The 13,462-nt window shown below is 62.2% G+C and carries 17 protein-coding genes; all 17 read right to left on the bottom strand.

Annotated elements, in window-relative coordinates; all coding sequences use genetic code 11:
• Positions 1 to 19: 19 nt before the first annotated feature.
• On the bottom strand, positions 20 to 1,528 hold the full coding sequence (locus C5F53_RS01540) for a phage tail sheath C-terminal domain-containing protein (RefSeq protein WP_105259567.1): 1,509 nt from the start codon (positions 1,526 to 1,528) through the stop codon (positions 20 to 22).
• A gap of 72 nt (positions 1,529 to 1,600) precedes the next feature.
• Positions 1,601 to 2,185: a hypothetical protein gene (locus C5F53_RS01545; protein ID WP_105259568.1), complete on the bottom strand. Its 585-nt coding sequence runs from the start codon at positions 2,183 to 2,185 to the stop codon at positions 1,601 to 1,603.
• A 3-nt stretch (positions 2,186 to 2,188) separates the two neighbouring features.
• Positions 2,189 to 2,641, bottom strand: a complete 453-nt coding sequence (locus tag C5F53_RS01550) for a hypothetical protein (protein WP_105259569.1) — start codon at positions 2,639 to 2,641, stop codon at positions 2,189 to 2,191.
• Positions 2,631 to 2,993, bottom strand: coding sequence for a head-tail adaptor protein (locus tag C5F53_RS01555; RefSeq protein WP_105259570.1), 363 nt, complete (start codon positions 2,991 to 2,993; stop codon positions 2,631 to 2,633). The genes C5F53_RS01550 and C5F53_RS01555 overlap by 11 nt, the downstream gene beginning before the upstream one ends.
• Positions 2,994 to 2,995: 2 nt before the next feature.
• The gene (locus C5F53_RS01560) at positions 2,996 to 3,562 is read right to left on the bottom strand and encodes a head-tail connector protein (RefSeq protein WP_105259571.1); all 567 of its coding nucleotides are present in this window, start codon (positions 3,560 to 3,562) and stop codon (positions 2,996 to 2,998) included.
• A gap of 5 nt (positions 3,563 to 3,567) precedes the next feature.
• A complete protein-coding gene (locus tag C5F53_RS01565; protein ID WP_105259572.1) occupies positions 3,568 to 3,762 on the bottom strand; it encodes a hypothetical protein in 195 nt (64 codons plus the stop codon).
• A 5-nt stretch (positions 3,763 to 3,767) separates the two neighbouring features.
• Positions 3,768 to 3,908: a hypothetical protein gene (locus C5F53_RS20210; RefSeq protein WP_161499863.1), complete on the bottom strand. Its 141-nt coding sequence runs from the start codon at positions 3,906 to 3,908 to the stop codon at positions 3,768 to 3,770.
• A 2-nt stretch (positions 3,909 to 3,910) separates the two neighbouring features.
• Positions 3,911 to 5,626 (bottom strand): hypothetical protein, encoded by a 1,716-nt coding sequence (locus tag C5F53_RS01570; protein WP_105259573.1) that lies wholly within the window; start codon positions 5,624 to 5,626, stop codon positions 3,911 to 3,913.
• An 80-nt stretch (positions 5,627 to 5,706) separates the two neighbouring features.
• Positions 5,707 to 6,042 (bottom strand): hypothetical protein, encoded by a 336-nt coding sequence (locus C5F53_RS01575; RefSeq protein ID WP_105259574.1) that lies wholly within the window; start codon positions 6,040 to 6,042, stop codon positions 5,707 to 5,709.
• Positions 6,043 to 6,114: 72 nt separating this feature from the next.
• Positions 6,115 to 7,317 (bottom strand): phage major capsid protein, encoded by a 1,203-nt coding sequence (locus C5F53_RS01580; protein ID WP_105259575.1) that lies wholly within the window; start codon positions 7,315 to 7,317, stop codon positions 6,115 to 6,117.
• Between the two features lie 76 nt (positions 7,318 to 7,393).
• The gene (locus C5F53_RS01585) at positions 7,394 to 8,134 is read right to left on the bottom strand and encodes a head maturation protease, ClpP-related (RefSeq protein ID WP_105259576.1); all 741 of its coding nucleotides are present in this window, start codon (positions 8,132 to 8,134) and stop codon (positions 7,394 to 7,396) included.
• Entirely contained in the window at positions 8,131 to 9,429 is a 1,299-nt protein-coding gene (locus C5F53_RS01590) for a phage portal protein (RefSeq protein ID WP_105259577.1), read from the bottom strand. Before C5F53_RS01590 ends, C5F53_RS01585 begins: the two co-directional genes overlap by 4 nt.
• A gap of 26 nt (positions 9,430 to 9,455) precedes the next feature.
• Positions 9,456 to 11,177 (bottom strand): terminase large subunit, encoded by a 1,722-nt coding sequence (locus tag C5F53_RS01595; protein WP_105259578.1) that lies wholly within the window; start codon positions 11,175 to 11,177, stop codon positions 9,456 to 9,458.
• Entirely contained in the window at positions 11,174 to 11,740 is a 567-nt protein-coding gene (locus C5F53_RS01600) for a phage terminase small subunit P27 family (protein WP_105259579.1), read from the bottom strand. Before C5F53_RS01600 ends, C5F53_RS01595 begins: the two co-directional genes overlap by 4 nt.
• A 122-nt stretch (positions 11,741 to 11,862) precedes the next feature.
• Positions 11,863 to 12,222: an HNH endonuclease gene (locus C5F53_RS20750; protein ID WP_105259580.1), complete on the bottom strand. Its 360-nt coding sequence runs from the start codon at positions 12,220 to 12,222 to the stop codon at positions 11,863 to 11,865.
• 473 nt (positions 12,223 to 12,695) lie between these two features.
• Positions 12,696 to 13,100 (bottom strand): antiterminator Q family protein, encoded by a 405-nt coding sequence (locus tag C5F53_RS01610; protein ID WP_105259581.1) that lies wholly within the window; start codon positions 13,098 to 13,100, stop codon positions 12,696 to 12,698.
• Positions 13,087 to 13,422, bottom strand: coding sequence for a hypothetical protein (locus C5F53_RS01615; protein WP_105259582.1), 336 nt, complete (start codon positions 13,420 to 13,422; stop codon positions 13,087 to 13,089). Before C5F53_RS01615 ends, C5F53_RS01610 begins: the two co-directional genes overlap by 14 nt.
• Between the last annotated feature and the right edge of the window lie 40 nt (positions 13,423 to 13,462).

The raw sequence follows: 13,462 nt of genomic DNA on the forward strand, positions 1-13,462 counted from the left end.
AACTGGGGTTGTGCCTGGCTTAGGCGTTGGCTGCGTACTGCAGGCGGAACTGGTTGAGCACCGCAAAGATGCGCAGGCCGTTGATCAGGTCAGGCGGCAGCAGCACGTCCAGGCGGTTGGGGTTGGTGGCGTTGCGCTCCACGATCAAGTACTTTTTGAACAGGGCGACGTTTTCCACCAGGCCGTCGCGCTCCATGTCCAGGTACTCGGCCACCAGCTCGCCGCGGATGACGTTGGGCGTGACGATGGCTTGGCCGGGGCCGAAGTTGGTGCCATCGTTGGCCAGCTTGTGGCGCGGGTACTTTTGCGTGATGCGGCTGCGCAGTCGGCGGGTGACCTCGGTGAGGGTGTGCAGGGTTTCGCTGTCCAGGTAGCTGGGGTCGGCCTGGTTAAAGGCGTTCTTTTGGTACGTGGTGATGGCGCGCTCCACACGCACCACGCCAGGGCCGTAGCTGCTGGTGGCGATGCCGTAGCTGAGCAGGCTCTGGCGCTCGGTAAGCAGGAAGCGCTTGCCGGGGCGTGGCGCCAGGATACCGTTTAGCACCGTGGTCTGGGTGGGGCGTGCGGCGTCAGCATTCAGACAGACGGCGTTGGCACCACCGTAGGCGGCCGCGTATTCCCAGGCGGGGTTGGGGCAGTCCACATCGATCGCGGCCAGCGTGTGGTGCGGGTCGTTGCGCAAGCCACCAGCGGTGGTGAGCGCTGCCACCGCACCACGCAGGGCGGAGTAGGCATGGCCATACACCTGGCGGGCCCAGCTCCAGCGGCCGGTGGCGTCGTTCAGCTCGGCTTGAATGGCGTCCAGGCTGGTGCTGTCGGTGTAGGGGTGGATGATGTAGTCGTACTCTTCATCGCCCAGGGCGGTGATGGGGGTGCCCGTGAGGGTGGGGTTGAGCGTGCCACTGGCGAGCTTGCCGCTGCCGCTGTAAGCCAGGGCCACGCCAGCTGGCAGTGCCTCGCCACCCGCTGCGCCGCGGAAGCTGTCCAGGACGGTGATGTCGTTGCCGGTGAGGCCCTTCCAGCGGCAGGTGACGGTGACCACGTTAGTGGCCACGGTGCTGGTGACTGGCAGGCCTGTGGCGGCGTTGATGGCCGCGTTGATGCTGGCGGCAATGGCGTTGGCTGCGTCTGCAGAGGCCACAGGCACGCTGACCAGCTGGCCTGCGATGTACAGGGGAATGGTGCCGGCTGCAGTGGCGGTGCCGGTGACGGTGATGGTGCCCGTGGCGGCAACACCCGCGCCTGCGTCAGCCACTGCCAGGCACCAGACCTCGCCAAACGGGTCTTGCGCGCGGAACAGCTCGTGCATGCGGGCGAGCATGGAGCCCACGCCAAACAGGACCTTGGCCTGGTCGGTGGTGGACACCAGGATGGGCGTGTCGACGGCCTGGCTGCCGGCGGCCAGCTTTTGGCCGATGAGCATGGCGCGCTTGTTTTGCGTGAAGTAGCCTGCCTGGCTGTTGTCCATCTCCGCGTAGAAGAGGGGCACCCGCACGCCGGCCGGGATCTTGGAAAACGAAATAGACATGGGAGTGGACTCCTAGGGTGGGACAAAAAAAAGCCCGCTGGGTGGCGGGCATGCGGTAACAGGTGGCGGCCTCTATTCGAGGCTGCCAGTGCGGGGCCAGGCCCCGCCGGTTTCGTTGCGGCCATCGGGCCCTGTGGCCCCACGGTTGGGGTCAAAGGGCTCTATGGCATCCAGCTGCACGTCCAGGCCGTCAAAGTGCGGCAGGCCGTTCAGCTCTGTGTTGCGCCATCCATCGGCGTCGGTGATCTCGGTCATGGCTGAGAACTCGTACTGGAACCACATTTCTGCGCGGTCCAGCTTCATGAGCTGGCCGCCTTCGTAGACGATGGGGTCGTACTCTTCACTGGGGCACCAACCTAACAGCGCGGCCCACAGCAGGGTGCGCATGTTGTGGGCATTGAGTGCACTGCCCTGCCCTTTTTCGTCGGGCTTGTTGCTCATGACTACCACTACGGCAAAGCCATCGGTGATCTCTTGCCTGGCGGTGTTGCCGGCCTTGCGCTCGCTGGCGTTGTCGTCCAGTGGGATGACGTAGGCGCAGGGACTTTGCAGGGTTGACTTCTCGCCCAAGGCCTTGAACTGGACGGCACCGCCCACGCGGTTGCCAAACACTGGCAAGCGGGTGCGCAGGGCTTCAATGATGGGTTCTAGTTCCATGCGTTACCTCGGCACCAGTGAGTCTTTGAGTGCGGCGCGTACTTCGCTGCGTACCAGCTCGCGTTTGTTCTGCAAGGCGATCTCCATGAAGTTGGCACGCGCCTCCAGCCCGGTCTTAGGGCTGCCGTAGAACAGAAACGCCGGGTAGAACACGCTGCCCTTGATGGTGCGCGGGCCCACCTTCACCCAGCCGCCTTTGGAGCCGCGGGTGATGGTGCCTATGGAGCGGACCAGGCGCCCAGTGTCTTGGCCCGGTGTCTCGCCAGGCAAGGACACCACGCCACGGCGGGCCAGCAAGCGGCGCGCTTCTCTGCGCAGGTGGTTGGCACCGGCGTTGAGGGCGCGGCGCATTTGGCGCCGGTCGTAGTCGATCGTTTTGTGGAACTGCAGGCCCACATCCATGCGGATGCCGCTGATGTCGTTGCCGGTGCGATATCGCTCTTTGTTAAGGGACATCAATCACTCCCAGGTCTTTTGCCGTGATGCGGGTGAACTGGTGCAAGTCGTCCACATCGATGGTGTCCAGCACCCGAAAGCGGTGGCCGCCAAAGTCGATCACGTGGGCCAGGGTGATGTCGTCGGGCTTGGTGCCGCTGGCCCAGCGCACCCAAAACAGGTCGGTGGGCTCTTCGCCCGTGTTCTCCCCTGCCCGGATGGCAATGCTGCGGATGGGCTCTTTTTTGGCCCAGCGCCAGATGCCTGCGCTGTACACCTCATCGGTGCCCATGCTGGCGTTGGGCACATCGGTGCGCAGGCGGAGGTTGATGCGGCGGTTCAGCTCACCGTCGGCTGGCAGTTTGCTGGCCATGGCTAGATGCTCCAGATCTTGTAATAGTCCAGCAGGCTGGCTGCAAAGTCGTGCGGGATGGCTTTGACCTCAGAGGTAAGGCTGCGGTTGCGGTACATCTCCATCACCACCAGCAGCACCCACTGGCGTACCGGCATGGGGATGGCGGTGGCGGCCGGGCCGTAGCCGGCGGTGTACTCCACCACCAGGGCGTTGATCCGGCACTGCGTGGCGGGCCAGGCCTTGCCGTAAGCGGGCACCAGGAAGCCGGGCTCGCTCACGTCGTCCAGCAGGTAGTCGGCTGGGTTCAGGGTACGTTCTACGCCGTCACCATCCAGGTACTTGACCGACTGCACCGCCAGGGCGCGGGGCATAGGCAGCTTGATGGCGCTCGGGAAGCCGTCGAGCGTGAGGCGCCAGGGCGTGTTGCACAGGGTGCGGCCCAAGCGTTCCTCCGCGTTTTCGCGGGCGCCGGTGAGCAGCGCGCCGATCAGTGCGTCCTCTTCGGTGTGGTCCACCTTGAGGTGGGTCTTGACCTCGGCAAGGGTCCAGGGTTCGGCGCTGGGGGTACCGGTGCGGATGGCGGACATATTGGCTACCTGGTGGTGTTGGGTTGCAGGGGGCGGCTGGTGTTGCCAGTGGCCACGCGGGTTTGCGCACCAGCTGCTGGGCGCACCATGGCGGCCTGCAGTGGGCGGCTGCTGGCTGCCGGCGCGCGCATGTAGCCTGCGCCCATGGGTGCAGACGTGTAGACAGGCCCGCTGGGGCCTTTCAGCAGCAAGAGCAGCATGCGACTTACTCGGCCGCTGGGGGCTCGGCCTCTGGTTGCGGGCACTCGTGGTGCTTCACCGTGACGCCATCAGCTTCGGTGACATGCGCGTCGGTGTTGGTGTTGACCGGCTGGCCACACAAGGGGCAGATGGGAAATTCGTTCATGGTTAAGCAGCCATCAAAATAGTGCCGATGGAAAAACGACCTTGCAAAGTCGCGCCATTAGTGAAGCCAACGCGTGCATAGCGCCAGCTCGGGCGGTGCACGATCTCGGCGTACTGGCCGCCACCAGTGACCGCCGCAGTGGGTACGGCCTTGATGCGACGCCAGTTTGTGTTGTCGCGTGACACCTCCAACCAGAGAGTGCCGGATTGATCGGACTCGGCGCCAACCCGTAGTTCTTTCGCCATCGTGTTTGCGCTGTTAAACGATGTTGCCGAAGCAACGGCGGTCAAGTCACGACTGCTACCAGTAAACGAAGCTGCGGACGCTAACGCTCCATTGCTGTCATCCGAGTAAGTACCTGATCCAGCAATGAAGCCAATGCGGTTTGTGCCTGCAGCAGCCGTAAACGAAGGGGTACCAAGAATTGCAACAGACAGCGGAACGGAGTTCTGGCTGCACTGCACAGACAACGTCGTCGTGCCGGCGGTTGTTGCGGTTGTGAGTCGAAGCCGCAGATATCGGCCGCCAACGTCCATGCGATAGATGCTGCCAGCCTGCACGGTCCCGCTGGCTCCACCCGATGTGTTGTGCATCGTGGGGGCGACATAGGTCAAACCGTCGTTGGACCATGCAGGAGTAATGACGCCGGAAGTCCCGAGGCTCGTGGCCTGAATGAGCACCGATCGGTAGTTCAAGCAGTCGATCACCATGAGGTCGGTATTGATCGCGATGACACCGGCCTGGGTGAAGGTTAAGGGCACCAGAGGCGGGTTCTGGCTGCTGGGCACCGGCTCGCTGGCATAGGCACCAGGCTTGAGGGTGTAGGCAGCTGTGCCACTGGTGTGAGCCGTGGCGCGCACGCGAAACCAGGCATACGCGGATACGTTCAGTTCCCAGCCATAGGCCGGGGTTGCTGCGAGCACACCCGTGGTGGGCTCAATGATGTTGCTGTCGGTGCGGACGGCCTGCACGGTCTTCCAGTTGCCGTCGGCCCCGTTGGTGCTGTCGTTACTGAACTCAAACATGGCGTTGTGCCCCACCAGGGTGGTGGCCACCATTGCGATGGACAGCGTTCCGATGCGGCCGGTGGCAATGGCCACAGCCTGGCCTGCTGCAGTGAGTTGGCCAGAGACTGCCGGTACCGAGCCTGGCTGTGTGGCGACCTTGAGGCGCCCTACCTCATCCATATTGAAGCCAGCGTAGTCACCGTCAGCCACTATGGTGCTGTCACTGTCGCGCCGCTTGCCCAGGATCATCAGGCCTTTGTCGCCATCGGTGAATGGGCTATTGGTGGCGCGCACCACGCTGGCCAAAGACGACCAGAAGCCCAGCGCCCGCTTGAGCAGGGCGATGATGCTGAAAGTGCCGGTGTCGTCTGTGGCTGGGGTGTTGCCGGGCTCGCCCAGGCTGGCTGCAGACACTGTGACGTTTTCCAGCGCCGCAAGGCTGGCCCCGTCCAGGGCCACGGTGCCCTCGATCGCGCCAGTGTTGATGGCGGTGGTCTTGGCGTTAAGTGCCTCGGCAGCGGCCTGTATTGCCTGGGCTGCGGTCAGCAGCGCGGCCACTGTGGTTTGGGTCGCCAGATCCACTGGCGCACCGCTGGCAGGGTCTACCAGGACAACTGCCTGGGTTTCCACCATCTCTGCGCCTTCGGTGCGCGTGAAAACGTCCACCCGGCGGGTGTTGTTGTCGGCGTCTTTGATTGGTAAGCTGGACATGGTGGGCTTTGAATAGGTGAGCGGGTTTGCTCTGCAATGCACTCCAGCGGGTGGAGTGCATCACGCAGCAGTGCGCGGGGTTAGTCGTCAGTCTTGAGGCTCAAGGCGTAGGTGACGGCGGCTTTGCTGGTGTCGATCTGGCCTTCAGATTCCAAGGTCTTGACGTTCTCTTGCGGGACATCGATCACCTGATTGATCTTGCCAAGGGTGCCGTCAACCAGGACACGGGCTTTGACCGTCTTGCCCTTGGCAGGTGCAGGGGCTGCAGGCGCCTCTTCTTTGGCGTCGCCAGCGGCGATCAGCTTTTCGGCCAGGTCGTCAGCGGCTTCGAAGGGTTGACCGACTGGGATCTCTTTGGAGTCCACAGCCAAGACGCCAGCCGCAATGACGGCCAGCGCAATGAGTTTCTTTGTCATGGGAATGATTCCGAGAAATGGGGTTTGAGGGCCGGGCACGGCCAGCGTGCCCGGATCTGCCTACCAGGGCGCTTAGGTGGCGCTGTTCTGGTAGTACTTGACGGCAGCTGTGTCCAGCAAGTTGCCGCCGGTGCGCTGCCAGCCGCAGAAGCCCACCTGGCCGTTGAGGGCAAAGGCAGAGTCATCGAAGCGGCGGATGGCGGTGGAGCCGGCCACATCGCGGATGGTGTACTGCTTGTGGTCACCAAACAGGATGGACTTGGCGTTGGCAGCCATGGCTGGCACGTCGTCGTTGATCACGATCGGCTTGCCCATCAGCAGATCAGGTGCGTCTTGCGTGATGCCTGCCTCATAGCCAGGCGTGAAGATCGGACGGCCTGCGGTGTCTTTGATCTTGCGGATGTTGCGCAGGGATGTATCTGCCAAGCTCCAGGCAGATCCACGACGGTAGGCGCGGTTGATGCTGTAGAACAGGTCTGCCAAGTCGTCGTAAATCACGGTAAGGGTCTGGCCCGTAGTGCCCACCTTGCCTGCAGAAGCGCGGTTCACGATGCCCCATGGCTGACCGGTACCAGTGCCGATGGTGTAGTGCTTGTTGGTGATGCGGCCCAAGCGGGTGGCCAAGCGGTTAACCACGAAAGCGATCACGTCGATGGCGCTGTCCTGGATCAGCTCAACCGGCAAAGCGATTTTCTTGGAGCTGTACTTGAACGGGTTGAGCGGCACGTTGCTGAAGGTGATTTCACCAGTGGTCGCCGCTGCGTTTTCTCCAACGATCTCACCCTCTTCCGCTGTACCGTCGCTTGCAGGGTAGGTCAAAGCGTTGCCGGACTCAGTGGGCAGGATCGTTGCCACGTCGCGCATGCCGCCATAGGCCTTGAGGGCGTCGATAACCATCTTGGAGACTTCGGCGGGAACGGTGAAGCCGCCTTCAGCGCCGGTGGTGGTGCTCATGGCGTTGCGGATGGCGATGGCCTGCTCGGCGGTCACGTTGTTGCCGTGACGCATGTACAAGGCTACAGCGGCCAGCTTGTTGATGTCGCCGTCCACGACCTTAGTGCCGGGCTTCTGCACAAAGACGTTGTCTGCTTCGGCATCCAGCTGGCGCTGGTGGGCGTTGATTTGGGTGCCGATGAGCTCCAGCTCATTCATCAGGCCGTCGTACTTGGTCTGGTCTTCCTTGGTCCATGTCTGGTCGCCCTTCTCGGCGAGGATATGGTTGGCTTGGCGTGCGAGTTCGATTTTGCGCTCGCGCAGTGCTTGAATGCTCTTCATGGGGGTTCCTTAAAAAGTGAGCAACAAATAAAAAAGCCGCCCGAAGGCGGCAGGGATCGCTGATGCGGCGAGCGCTTCAGGCGTTCTGCAGAAGCCGCAGACGGCGCTCATTGAGGGCGCGCTGTGCTTCGTAGTCGGGGGCGGGTTCTGGTGGCTTGGCCTCCAGCAGCGCCTTTGGCGCTTTGTCGTAGGCAGTGAGGTTCCAGGTCTTGGCCTGGGCGTGGTTCTCGGTCTTGTCCGGCAGCGCGGCCAGACGGGTAGCAAAGCCATTGGCCACCGCTTCGTCAGCGCTGAACCAGGTTTCTGCATCCATCCAGGCTGCAATTTCCACCGAGGTCTTGCCGGTGCGGGTGGTGTAGTCGGCAATGATGGAGGCGTCAACCTTGGCCAGCAGCTCCACGGTCTTGGCCAGCTCGGACTTGTTGCCCATGGCGTATGTCCACCCGTTGTGGATCATGTAAAAGCCGCCCTGGGTGATCTCGACCTCATCAGCCGCATCAGCGATGCTGGTGGCTGCACTGGCTGCCAGCCCATCGATGTGGGCGATGGTCTTACCCTTGAACTGCTGGATGGCAGTGCGGATGGCGCGGCCTTCAAACACATCACCACCGGGGGAGTTGATGCGCAGGTGCAGCGTGGTGCTGGGGTCCAGCGCCGCAATGGTTGGCGCGATCTGCGATGCAGACACACCCCACCAGGCGTCGATCACGTCATAGATGTAGAGCGTGGCCTCGCTGTTCGCTTCGTTGCGGATCAGGTTGAGCGGCTTGCGCTCGTTGGCTGCGTTGTCGCGCAGGAACTGCAGTAGTTTTTTCATGGCTTCGGTTCTCCAGCGCCGGGCGCTTTGGTAGGGGTTGCGGGTGTGAACAGCTTGTCTGCCTCGCCGCCCAGCGGTGGAAGGTGGCGGGTCTTGCGTACCTCATCCACCGTCATCCAGCCGGGGCCGCTGCCAGGGCCGCCGATGGCAGCGCGGTTGTATTCGCTCTGGGCTTTGCTGTTGCCCTCCATCAGGGCGTCTCGGAAAAACTCCAGGTAGAAGCGTTGGGACCGTGGGTAGATCTTGCGGTTCAGCTCCTGCTCAATCCGCTTGAGGTGCTGGTTGACGGTGAAGGCGATGAACGCGCGGCTCATTTCCTCCAGGCCACTGCCCCAGCTGGTGCTGGCGCTGGTCTCACCAATAAGGTGCGGCGGCACACCAAAGGCGCGGGCTATGTCCACCACCTGGTACTTGCGGCTTTCAATGAGCTGGGCGTCCTCGGCTGTAAGGCTCAGATTGCTGGCCTTCAGGCCCTCGGTCAGCACCAGTGGCAGGCGGTGCGCGTTGTCCATGCCCGAGTACTTGGCAAGAAACATCTGCTGCAGCGTCGAGATCTGGGGATCTTTCATCCCCTTCTCAGTACTGAGCACGATGCTCGGGTGGGCACCACCGCCAAAGAACTTGCCGCTGTACTCATCCATGGCCATGGCATTGCCGGTGGCGTTGCGTGCACCAAAAGCGATCACGCTCTTGGCACGGAGGCCATCGAAGCCAAAACCGGGGAAGTGCAGGATGTCGTCCTGGTCAGCACCGTAGGTGGTGATGTCGTTGACGTAGTACTTGAGCCGGCCAGAGCCTTTGTACCGCTCCACCAGAATGGCACTCCAGGGGATGGGCACCAGCTCCCGGATCTCGCCGCTGTTGCTGCGGCCAATGAAAGCAAAGCCGCTCTCTTTGAGCAGCATGTCTGCGAGAACTTGCTCCCACATACTGGCAGCTGTCCAGGCGGCCGTGGGCGACTCATTGAGCAGCCACCACTTGGCATCCCCCTCCAAGGGTTGGCGCCCTTTTTCTGTACGCTCGTACAGGTTGATAGGCATGCTGGTGACAGCGCCCGTGATCCGTTGCACGCACGCAGCTACAGCCGAGACACGCATGGCGGAGTCTGGCGTCACGTGCATGCCGGATGCACCAGGACGCACGCCAAAGAAGTCCAGGATCTCCGCAGTGCTGTCGGCCGTGCTGACGGTCGCAGCGTTCTCCACCGGCTGCAGCGCCTGCGATCGCCCCGCTTCACGCGTGGCTCGCCACTGATTCAAGATGGTGCTGCCGGGTTCGGCAGCGCGACCTTGCACGGCGCTCCAAGTAGTGGGTTGAGTTTTCACAGTATTACAAAGCCTTGTTGGATTTCGTTGCTCTCTACAGTCGCCAGTGCTCTGCCCAGTGCCATCAGCATGGCCATGGGGCCGTCGATCTTGTTTTCAGGTCGCTCTTTGGTCGGCGCCATCAGTTCATTGAACTTGGACTGCTTCACCACCAGGTTGCTGACCATCCACGCCATCACCGGGTTGCCTTCGTGCTGCAGCGTCCCCTCGCGCACCATGTTCTCCACCTGGATGAGCACCGGGGTGAAAAAGACTGAGCGCTGCGCGATCTCAACCAGTGGCAGGCCTTCCTCGATCAACTTGCCCGCAAAGTACATAGACAACGCCGGGTCAAAGGCGATCTCTTGCACATCGAAGCGCCGGCAATACTTGCGCATGTCGTCGGCCACGACGTCGAAGTCGGTCAGGTCGCCATCGGTCACAACCACGTAACCCTGGCGGGCCCAGCCGGCCAGGTGGGCGTTGCCGCTCTCCTGGATCGCCAGCTCGTTCAAGTACAGGCGTGTGCACACGCGCCACACACGCTTGCGCTCTGGTGCGTAAACACCGTCTGCGCCTGGCACCAGCACGTCCTCTTCCCAGGACAGCGTCAGCGCAGCAAAGTCTTTCTTCTGCGCGAGATCCAGGCCCATGTACAGCTTGACGCCGTCAGGGATGGTTTCGATGCTGACCTCTTTGCTTCCGCAGCGGTCCCAGGCGCGCATGTCCATCCAGGGGCTCTCACCAGATACCCAGACGTTCAAGCGCTTTGTCAGGAAGTTGCTCAGCGCACTGGGCATCGCCTGCGCCTTGCTGGCCTGCGCCTTCATCTCGTCGAGCTGGACGGACTTGCCCAAGTTGGGGTTGGCCTTGATCCAGACGGCCGGGTCAAAGTGATCATCACCGTCGTCCAGTGTGTAAATGATCCCGAAAACGCGGTCATCCGTGATGACGCCATCCAGGATCTTGGTCACATGGGTGCGGCGCTCGTAGCAGATGCCGCTGCGGTCGGTGCCGGCGGTGGTGATGGTCCACAACAGCGACTGCTCACGGGCACCACGAGCGCTGTCGATCACGTCGTACACCGCCCGCGTCTTGTGAGCGTGCAGCTCATCCAGGAGCGCAAAGTGGACATTCAAACCGTCCAGCGTGCTGCCTTCAGCGGCCAGCGGTGCGGCCTTGCTGGAGGTGTGGGCCACCGTCAGGCTGTGCTGCATGATGGCCACGCCCAGGTGGGTGCGTAGGCCGGGCGAGCGCTCTGCCATGGCCTTGGCGTCATCGAACACGATGCGCGCCTGGTCGCGTGTTGTCGCGGCGGTGTAGCACTCTGCGCCGTGCTCACCGTCAGCAGCCAGCATGTAAAGCAGCAGCCCAGAGCCTTTGGCGCTCTTGCCGTTCTTGCGGGCTTCCTCTTCGTAGGCCTCCAGGAAGCGGCGCAGTTTGGTCTCGTGATGAACCCAGCCGAAGACGGTGGTGAGGATGAAGCACTGCCAGGGCTCCAGCTCCAGCAGTCGGCCATCGCGCGCCCACTTACCCTTGATGTGCGGCAGCAGCTCAATGAAGGCGCAGGGGCGCGATGCCATGTCGGCATCGAACACCCAGGGCCAGTCCTCACTGGGTTGGCGCTGCAAATCATCCACCTGGCGCTGTACAGCCAGGCGGGTCCACTTGCAGGTTGGGATCGTGCCGTCGAGGACATCGCGCATGTACTGCTGCGCGCGTTCGACGTATGGGTTCATCGATTCGGATTTGTGAACATGGCGAAGCCGGTGGGCCGCGTCTCAGGTTTGGGGTCGATGCCTGGCAGCGTTGGCTGCACATAGTTGCTGGCCTGGACACGGCCGCGGGCCGCAGGGCTCAGGCCAAAGTGCATCAGGTAGCGGTTGACCTGCTCGCGGTGCGACTTGAGCAGCTGAACAATCACGCTCTGCTGGGCGTAGCCTGATGGCGTAGTTGAGTAGCTGGCCTCATAGACTGCATCCGAGTACGGCATTTTTTTATCAGCGACCAAACGATCGACCTGACCATTGAAGGCAGTCTCCAGCTCGGACAAACGACCCACAGCCTGGCAGTACAAAGCCAGTGCAGCGCGGTCGAGTCCACTGATCAGGCCCAGCTCAAACAAGATGGGCGTGATTCGCTTCCACTCTTTGCGAGCCTCTGGACCCAGGTGCTTGGGGGCACTTGGCACAACGATCTGGGGATTTACTCCAGCCGACAAGTCCAGGGCGCGCTTGCCCGCATTTCCTTCGAGCAGCCTCAGCGCGGTAGGCTTGGGCAGCGGTCCGCGTGATCCAGTCATGGTGTTTTCCTTCGGGTCAGTTCAGCGCAGGGGAGTACCCCCCCTCCCAAAACCTGCGCGCGTAAAAAAATGAGGAAGCGGCCGGTTTCCGGTGGGTGGGTTCTAGACTTTTGACCACCCCCCTACCCTGCGGATCGGCGGCGGCCTCTCAGGGCTTCGGCAAGACTCTTCTCTTCGTGGCAGTCGTCACACAAGCCCTGCTCATTGGTTTCGTCATCCGCGCCACCTTCCGCCAATGGCTTGATGTGGTCGCGCTGTGTTGCCAAGGTCACGCGACCATGGCGCCTGCACTCAGCACAGAGCGGGTCACGTTGGAAAAGGTCGGCACGCATTCGCTGCAGCCGCCTGCCTGTGATGCGCTTGGTCGCCTTGACAGGCTTGGCCCATGCAGGCTTAGGGTGCTTGGGGCAGCGGCTTGTGCCATCACGGACCAGCACACCGCAGCCAGGATGGCCGCAAGGCTTTGGTGCGCTGATGGGCATAGGGGCAGGGTCAGTTCAGAATGGTTAGAAGGCCGTGGCCATCAATGAGTGGTGTTGAACTGCCCTGCGATCGGTTCCCCGCTCGGGGATGTTTCTGGTTTTCTCAGAACATCATGGGCTTGGTGCAAGTCTCAGCCAGGGACCGAAGCCCCTGGCGTTGACACACAACCGTTGCCCTTCTCGGCGTGGTTGTATTGGTGCGGGGCTTCCACCCGCTGCTCTCACTCTCCGCTCGATCTGCAACCACCCACACAAGGAAAGGCAGGGCTCGCCAAGTGCGTCAGTTGCTTGCATTAAGCGCTGGGGAGGATTTCCCTACTCATCATCCAGCGCTGAACTGATCAAAGAAAAACCCCGCGAGGTAGTGGCCTGCGGGGTTTGTCGGGCTGTCATGTTCGGGGTGGTCGCACGAACGAGACAGCTTGCCTGAAATGTACCGAAAAGGTCTATGACGTAAAACCCCCTTGCGTCAATCACTGCGTGGCGCGTTGCCTGCTATCAGCGGCCTTGCGCTGCAGTTCGGCCTTGTCCTCTAGCCAGCGGCTAATCGCCTGGTCGGCAGCTGCAAGGTTGGCCTTGATGGTGGAATCGGCACGCGCCATGCGCTTGGCCACCAAGTGGCGCGGCAGACCATCGGCATAGGTCAGCTTCACAACCAGGTAAAGGTGCGACTGGGTGAGCTGCAGGGACTTGACAGCGTCGTCAATCTCGCTGGCCTGCAGTGCAATGGTGGGCACCACCGATTCATTGCGGCCGGCGGATGGGCCCATGCGTGCAAAGGCGGACTGGCTGGGGTAGCCCAGGGCGCCGGACTCGGACTGCTGGCACCAGCGGCCCCACTCTTCCAAGCGGTGGCGGATGTACTCAATGCGTGCCATTGGTGACCTCCGAAGGCAGCAAGGGGAACGTGCAGACGTGTAGACAGCCGAAGGACACCATGTACCAGGCAATGTCGCGGCTTACGGTGGGCATGTTGAAGGGGGTGCCCATGACGTAGCCTGCCTCCATGGCCCAGAAACAGTTGGGCTCACCACGCAGGCCACGGCGCACCAGTGCATAGACCTCCGCGCCATAGACTGGGATCACGGTCACCCGCTTGCCGTCGATCACATCCGTGACGCCCTTCTCGCGGTCCTGGATGGCCTTGTAGGTCTCGGGCATCTTGGTCTTGATGATCTGGATTTGGTCCTGAATATTCATTGCCGTCCATCCGTCCACTATTTATTACTGAGTACATGAC

Source organism: Rhodoferax sp. TS-BS-61-7 (genome assembly GCF_002943465.1).
In the GTDB taxonomy this organism is placed as follows: Bacteria; Pseudomonadota; Gammaproteobacteria; order Burkholderiales; family Burkholderiaceae_C; genus Allorhodoferax.

Bases quoted from the DNA above. Each gene is read 5' to 3' on its own strand.
- C5F53_RS01560 (WP_105259571.1), bottom strand. From the start codon at position 3,562: ATGTCCGCCATCCGCACCGGTACCCCCAGCGCCGAACCCTGGACCCTT.
- C5F53_RS01540 (WP_105259567.1), bottom strand. From the start codon at position 1,528: ATGTCTATTTCGTTTTCCAAGATCCCGGCCGGCGTGCGGGTGCCCCTC.
- C5F53_RS01580 (WP_105259575.1), bottom strand. From the start codon at position 7,317: ATGAAGAGCATTCAAGCACTGCGCGAGCGCAAAATCGAACTCGCACGC.
- C5F53_RS01610 (WP_105259581.1), bottom strand. From the start codon at position 13,100: ATGGCACGCATTGAGTACATCCGCCACCGCTTGGAAGAGTGGGGCCGC.
- C5F53_RS01545 (WP_105259568.1), bottom strand. From the start codon at position 2,185: ATGGAACTAGAACCCATCATTGAAGCCCTGCGCACCCGCTTGCCAGTG.
- C5F53_RS01595 (WP_105259578.1), bottom strand. From the start codon at position 11,177: ATGAACCCATACGTCGAACGCGCGCAGCAGTACATGCGCGATGTCCTC.
- C5F53_RS01565 (WP_105259572.1), bottom strand. From the start codon at position 3,762: ATGCTGCTCTTGCTGCTGAAAGGCCCCAGCGGGCCTGTCTACACGTCT.
- C5F53_RS20210 (WP_161499863.1), bottom strand. From the start codon at position 3,908: ATGAACGAATTTCCCATCTGCCCCTTGTGTGGCCAGCCGGTCAACACC.
- C5F53_RS01570 (WP_105259573.1), bottom strand. From the start codon at position 5,626: ATGTCCAGCTTACCAATCAAAGACGCCGACAACAACACCCGCCGGGTG.
- C5F53_RS20750 (WP_105259580.1), bottom strand. From the start codon at position 12,222: ATGCCCATCAGCGCACCAAAGCCTTGCGGCCATCCTGGCTGCGGTGTG.
- C5F53_RS01555 (WP_105259570.1), bottom strand. From the start codon at position 2,993: ATGGCCAGCAAACTGCCAGCCGACGGTGAGCTGAACCGCCGCATCAAC.
- C5F53_RS01550 (WP_105259569.1), bottom strand. From the start codon at position 2,641: ATGTCCCTTAACAAAGAGCGATATCGCACCGGCAACGACATCAGCGGC.
- C5F53_RS01575 (WP_105259574.1), bottom strand. From the start codon at position 6,042: ATGACAAAGAAACTCATTGCGCTGGCCGTCATTGCGGCTGGCGTCTTG.
- C5F53_RS01600 (WP_105259579.1), bottom strand. From the start codon at position 11,740: ATGACTGGATCACGCGGACCGCTGCCCAAGCCTACCGCGCTGAGGCTG.
- C5F53_RS01585 (WP_105259576.1), bottom strand. From the start codon at position 8,134: ATGAAAAAACTACTGCAGTTCCTGCGCGACAACGCAGCCAACGAGCGC.
- C5F53_RS01615 (WP_105259582.1), bottom strand. From the start codon at position 13,422: ATGAATATTCAGGACCAAATCCAGATCATCAAGACCAAGATGCCCGAG.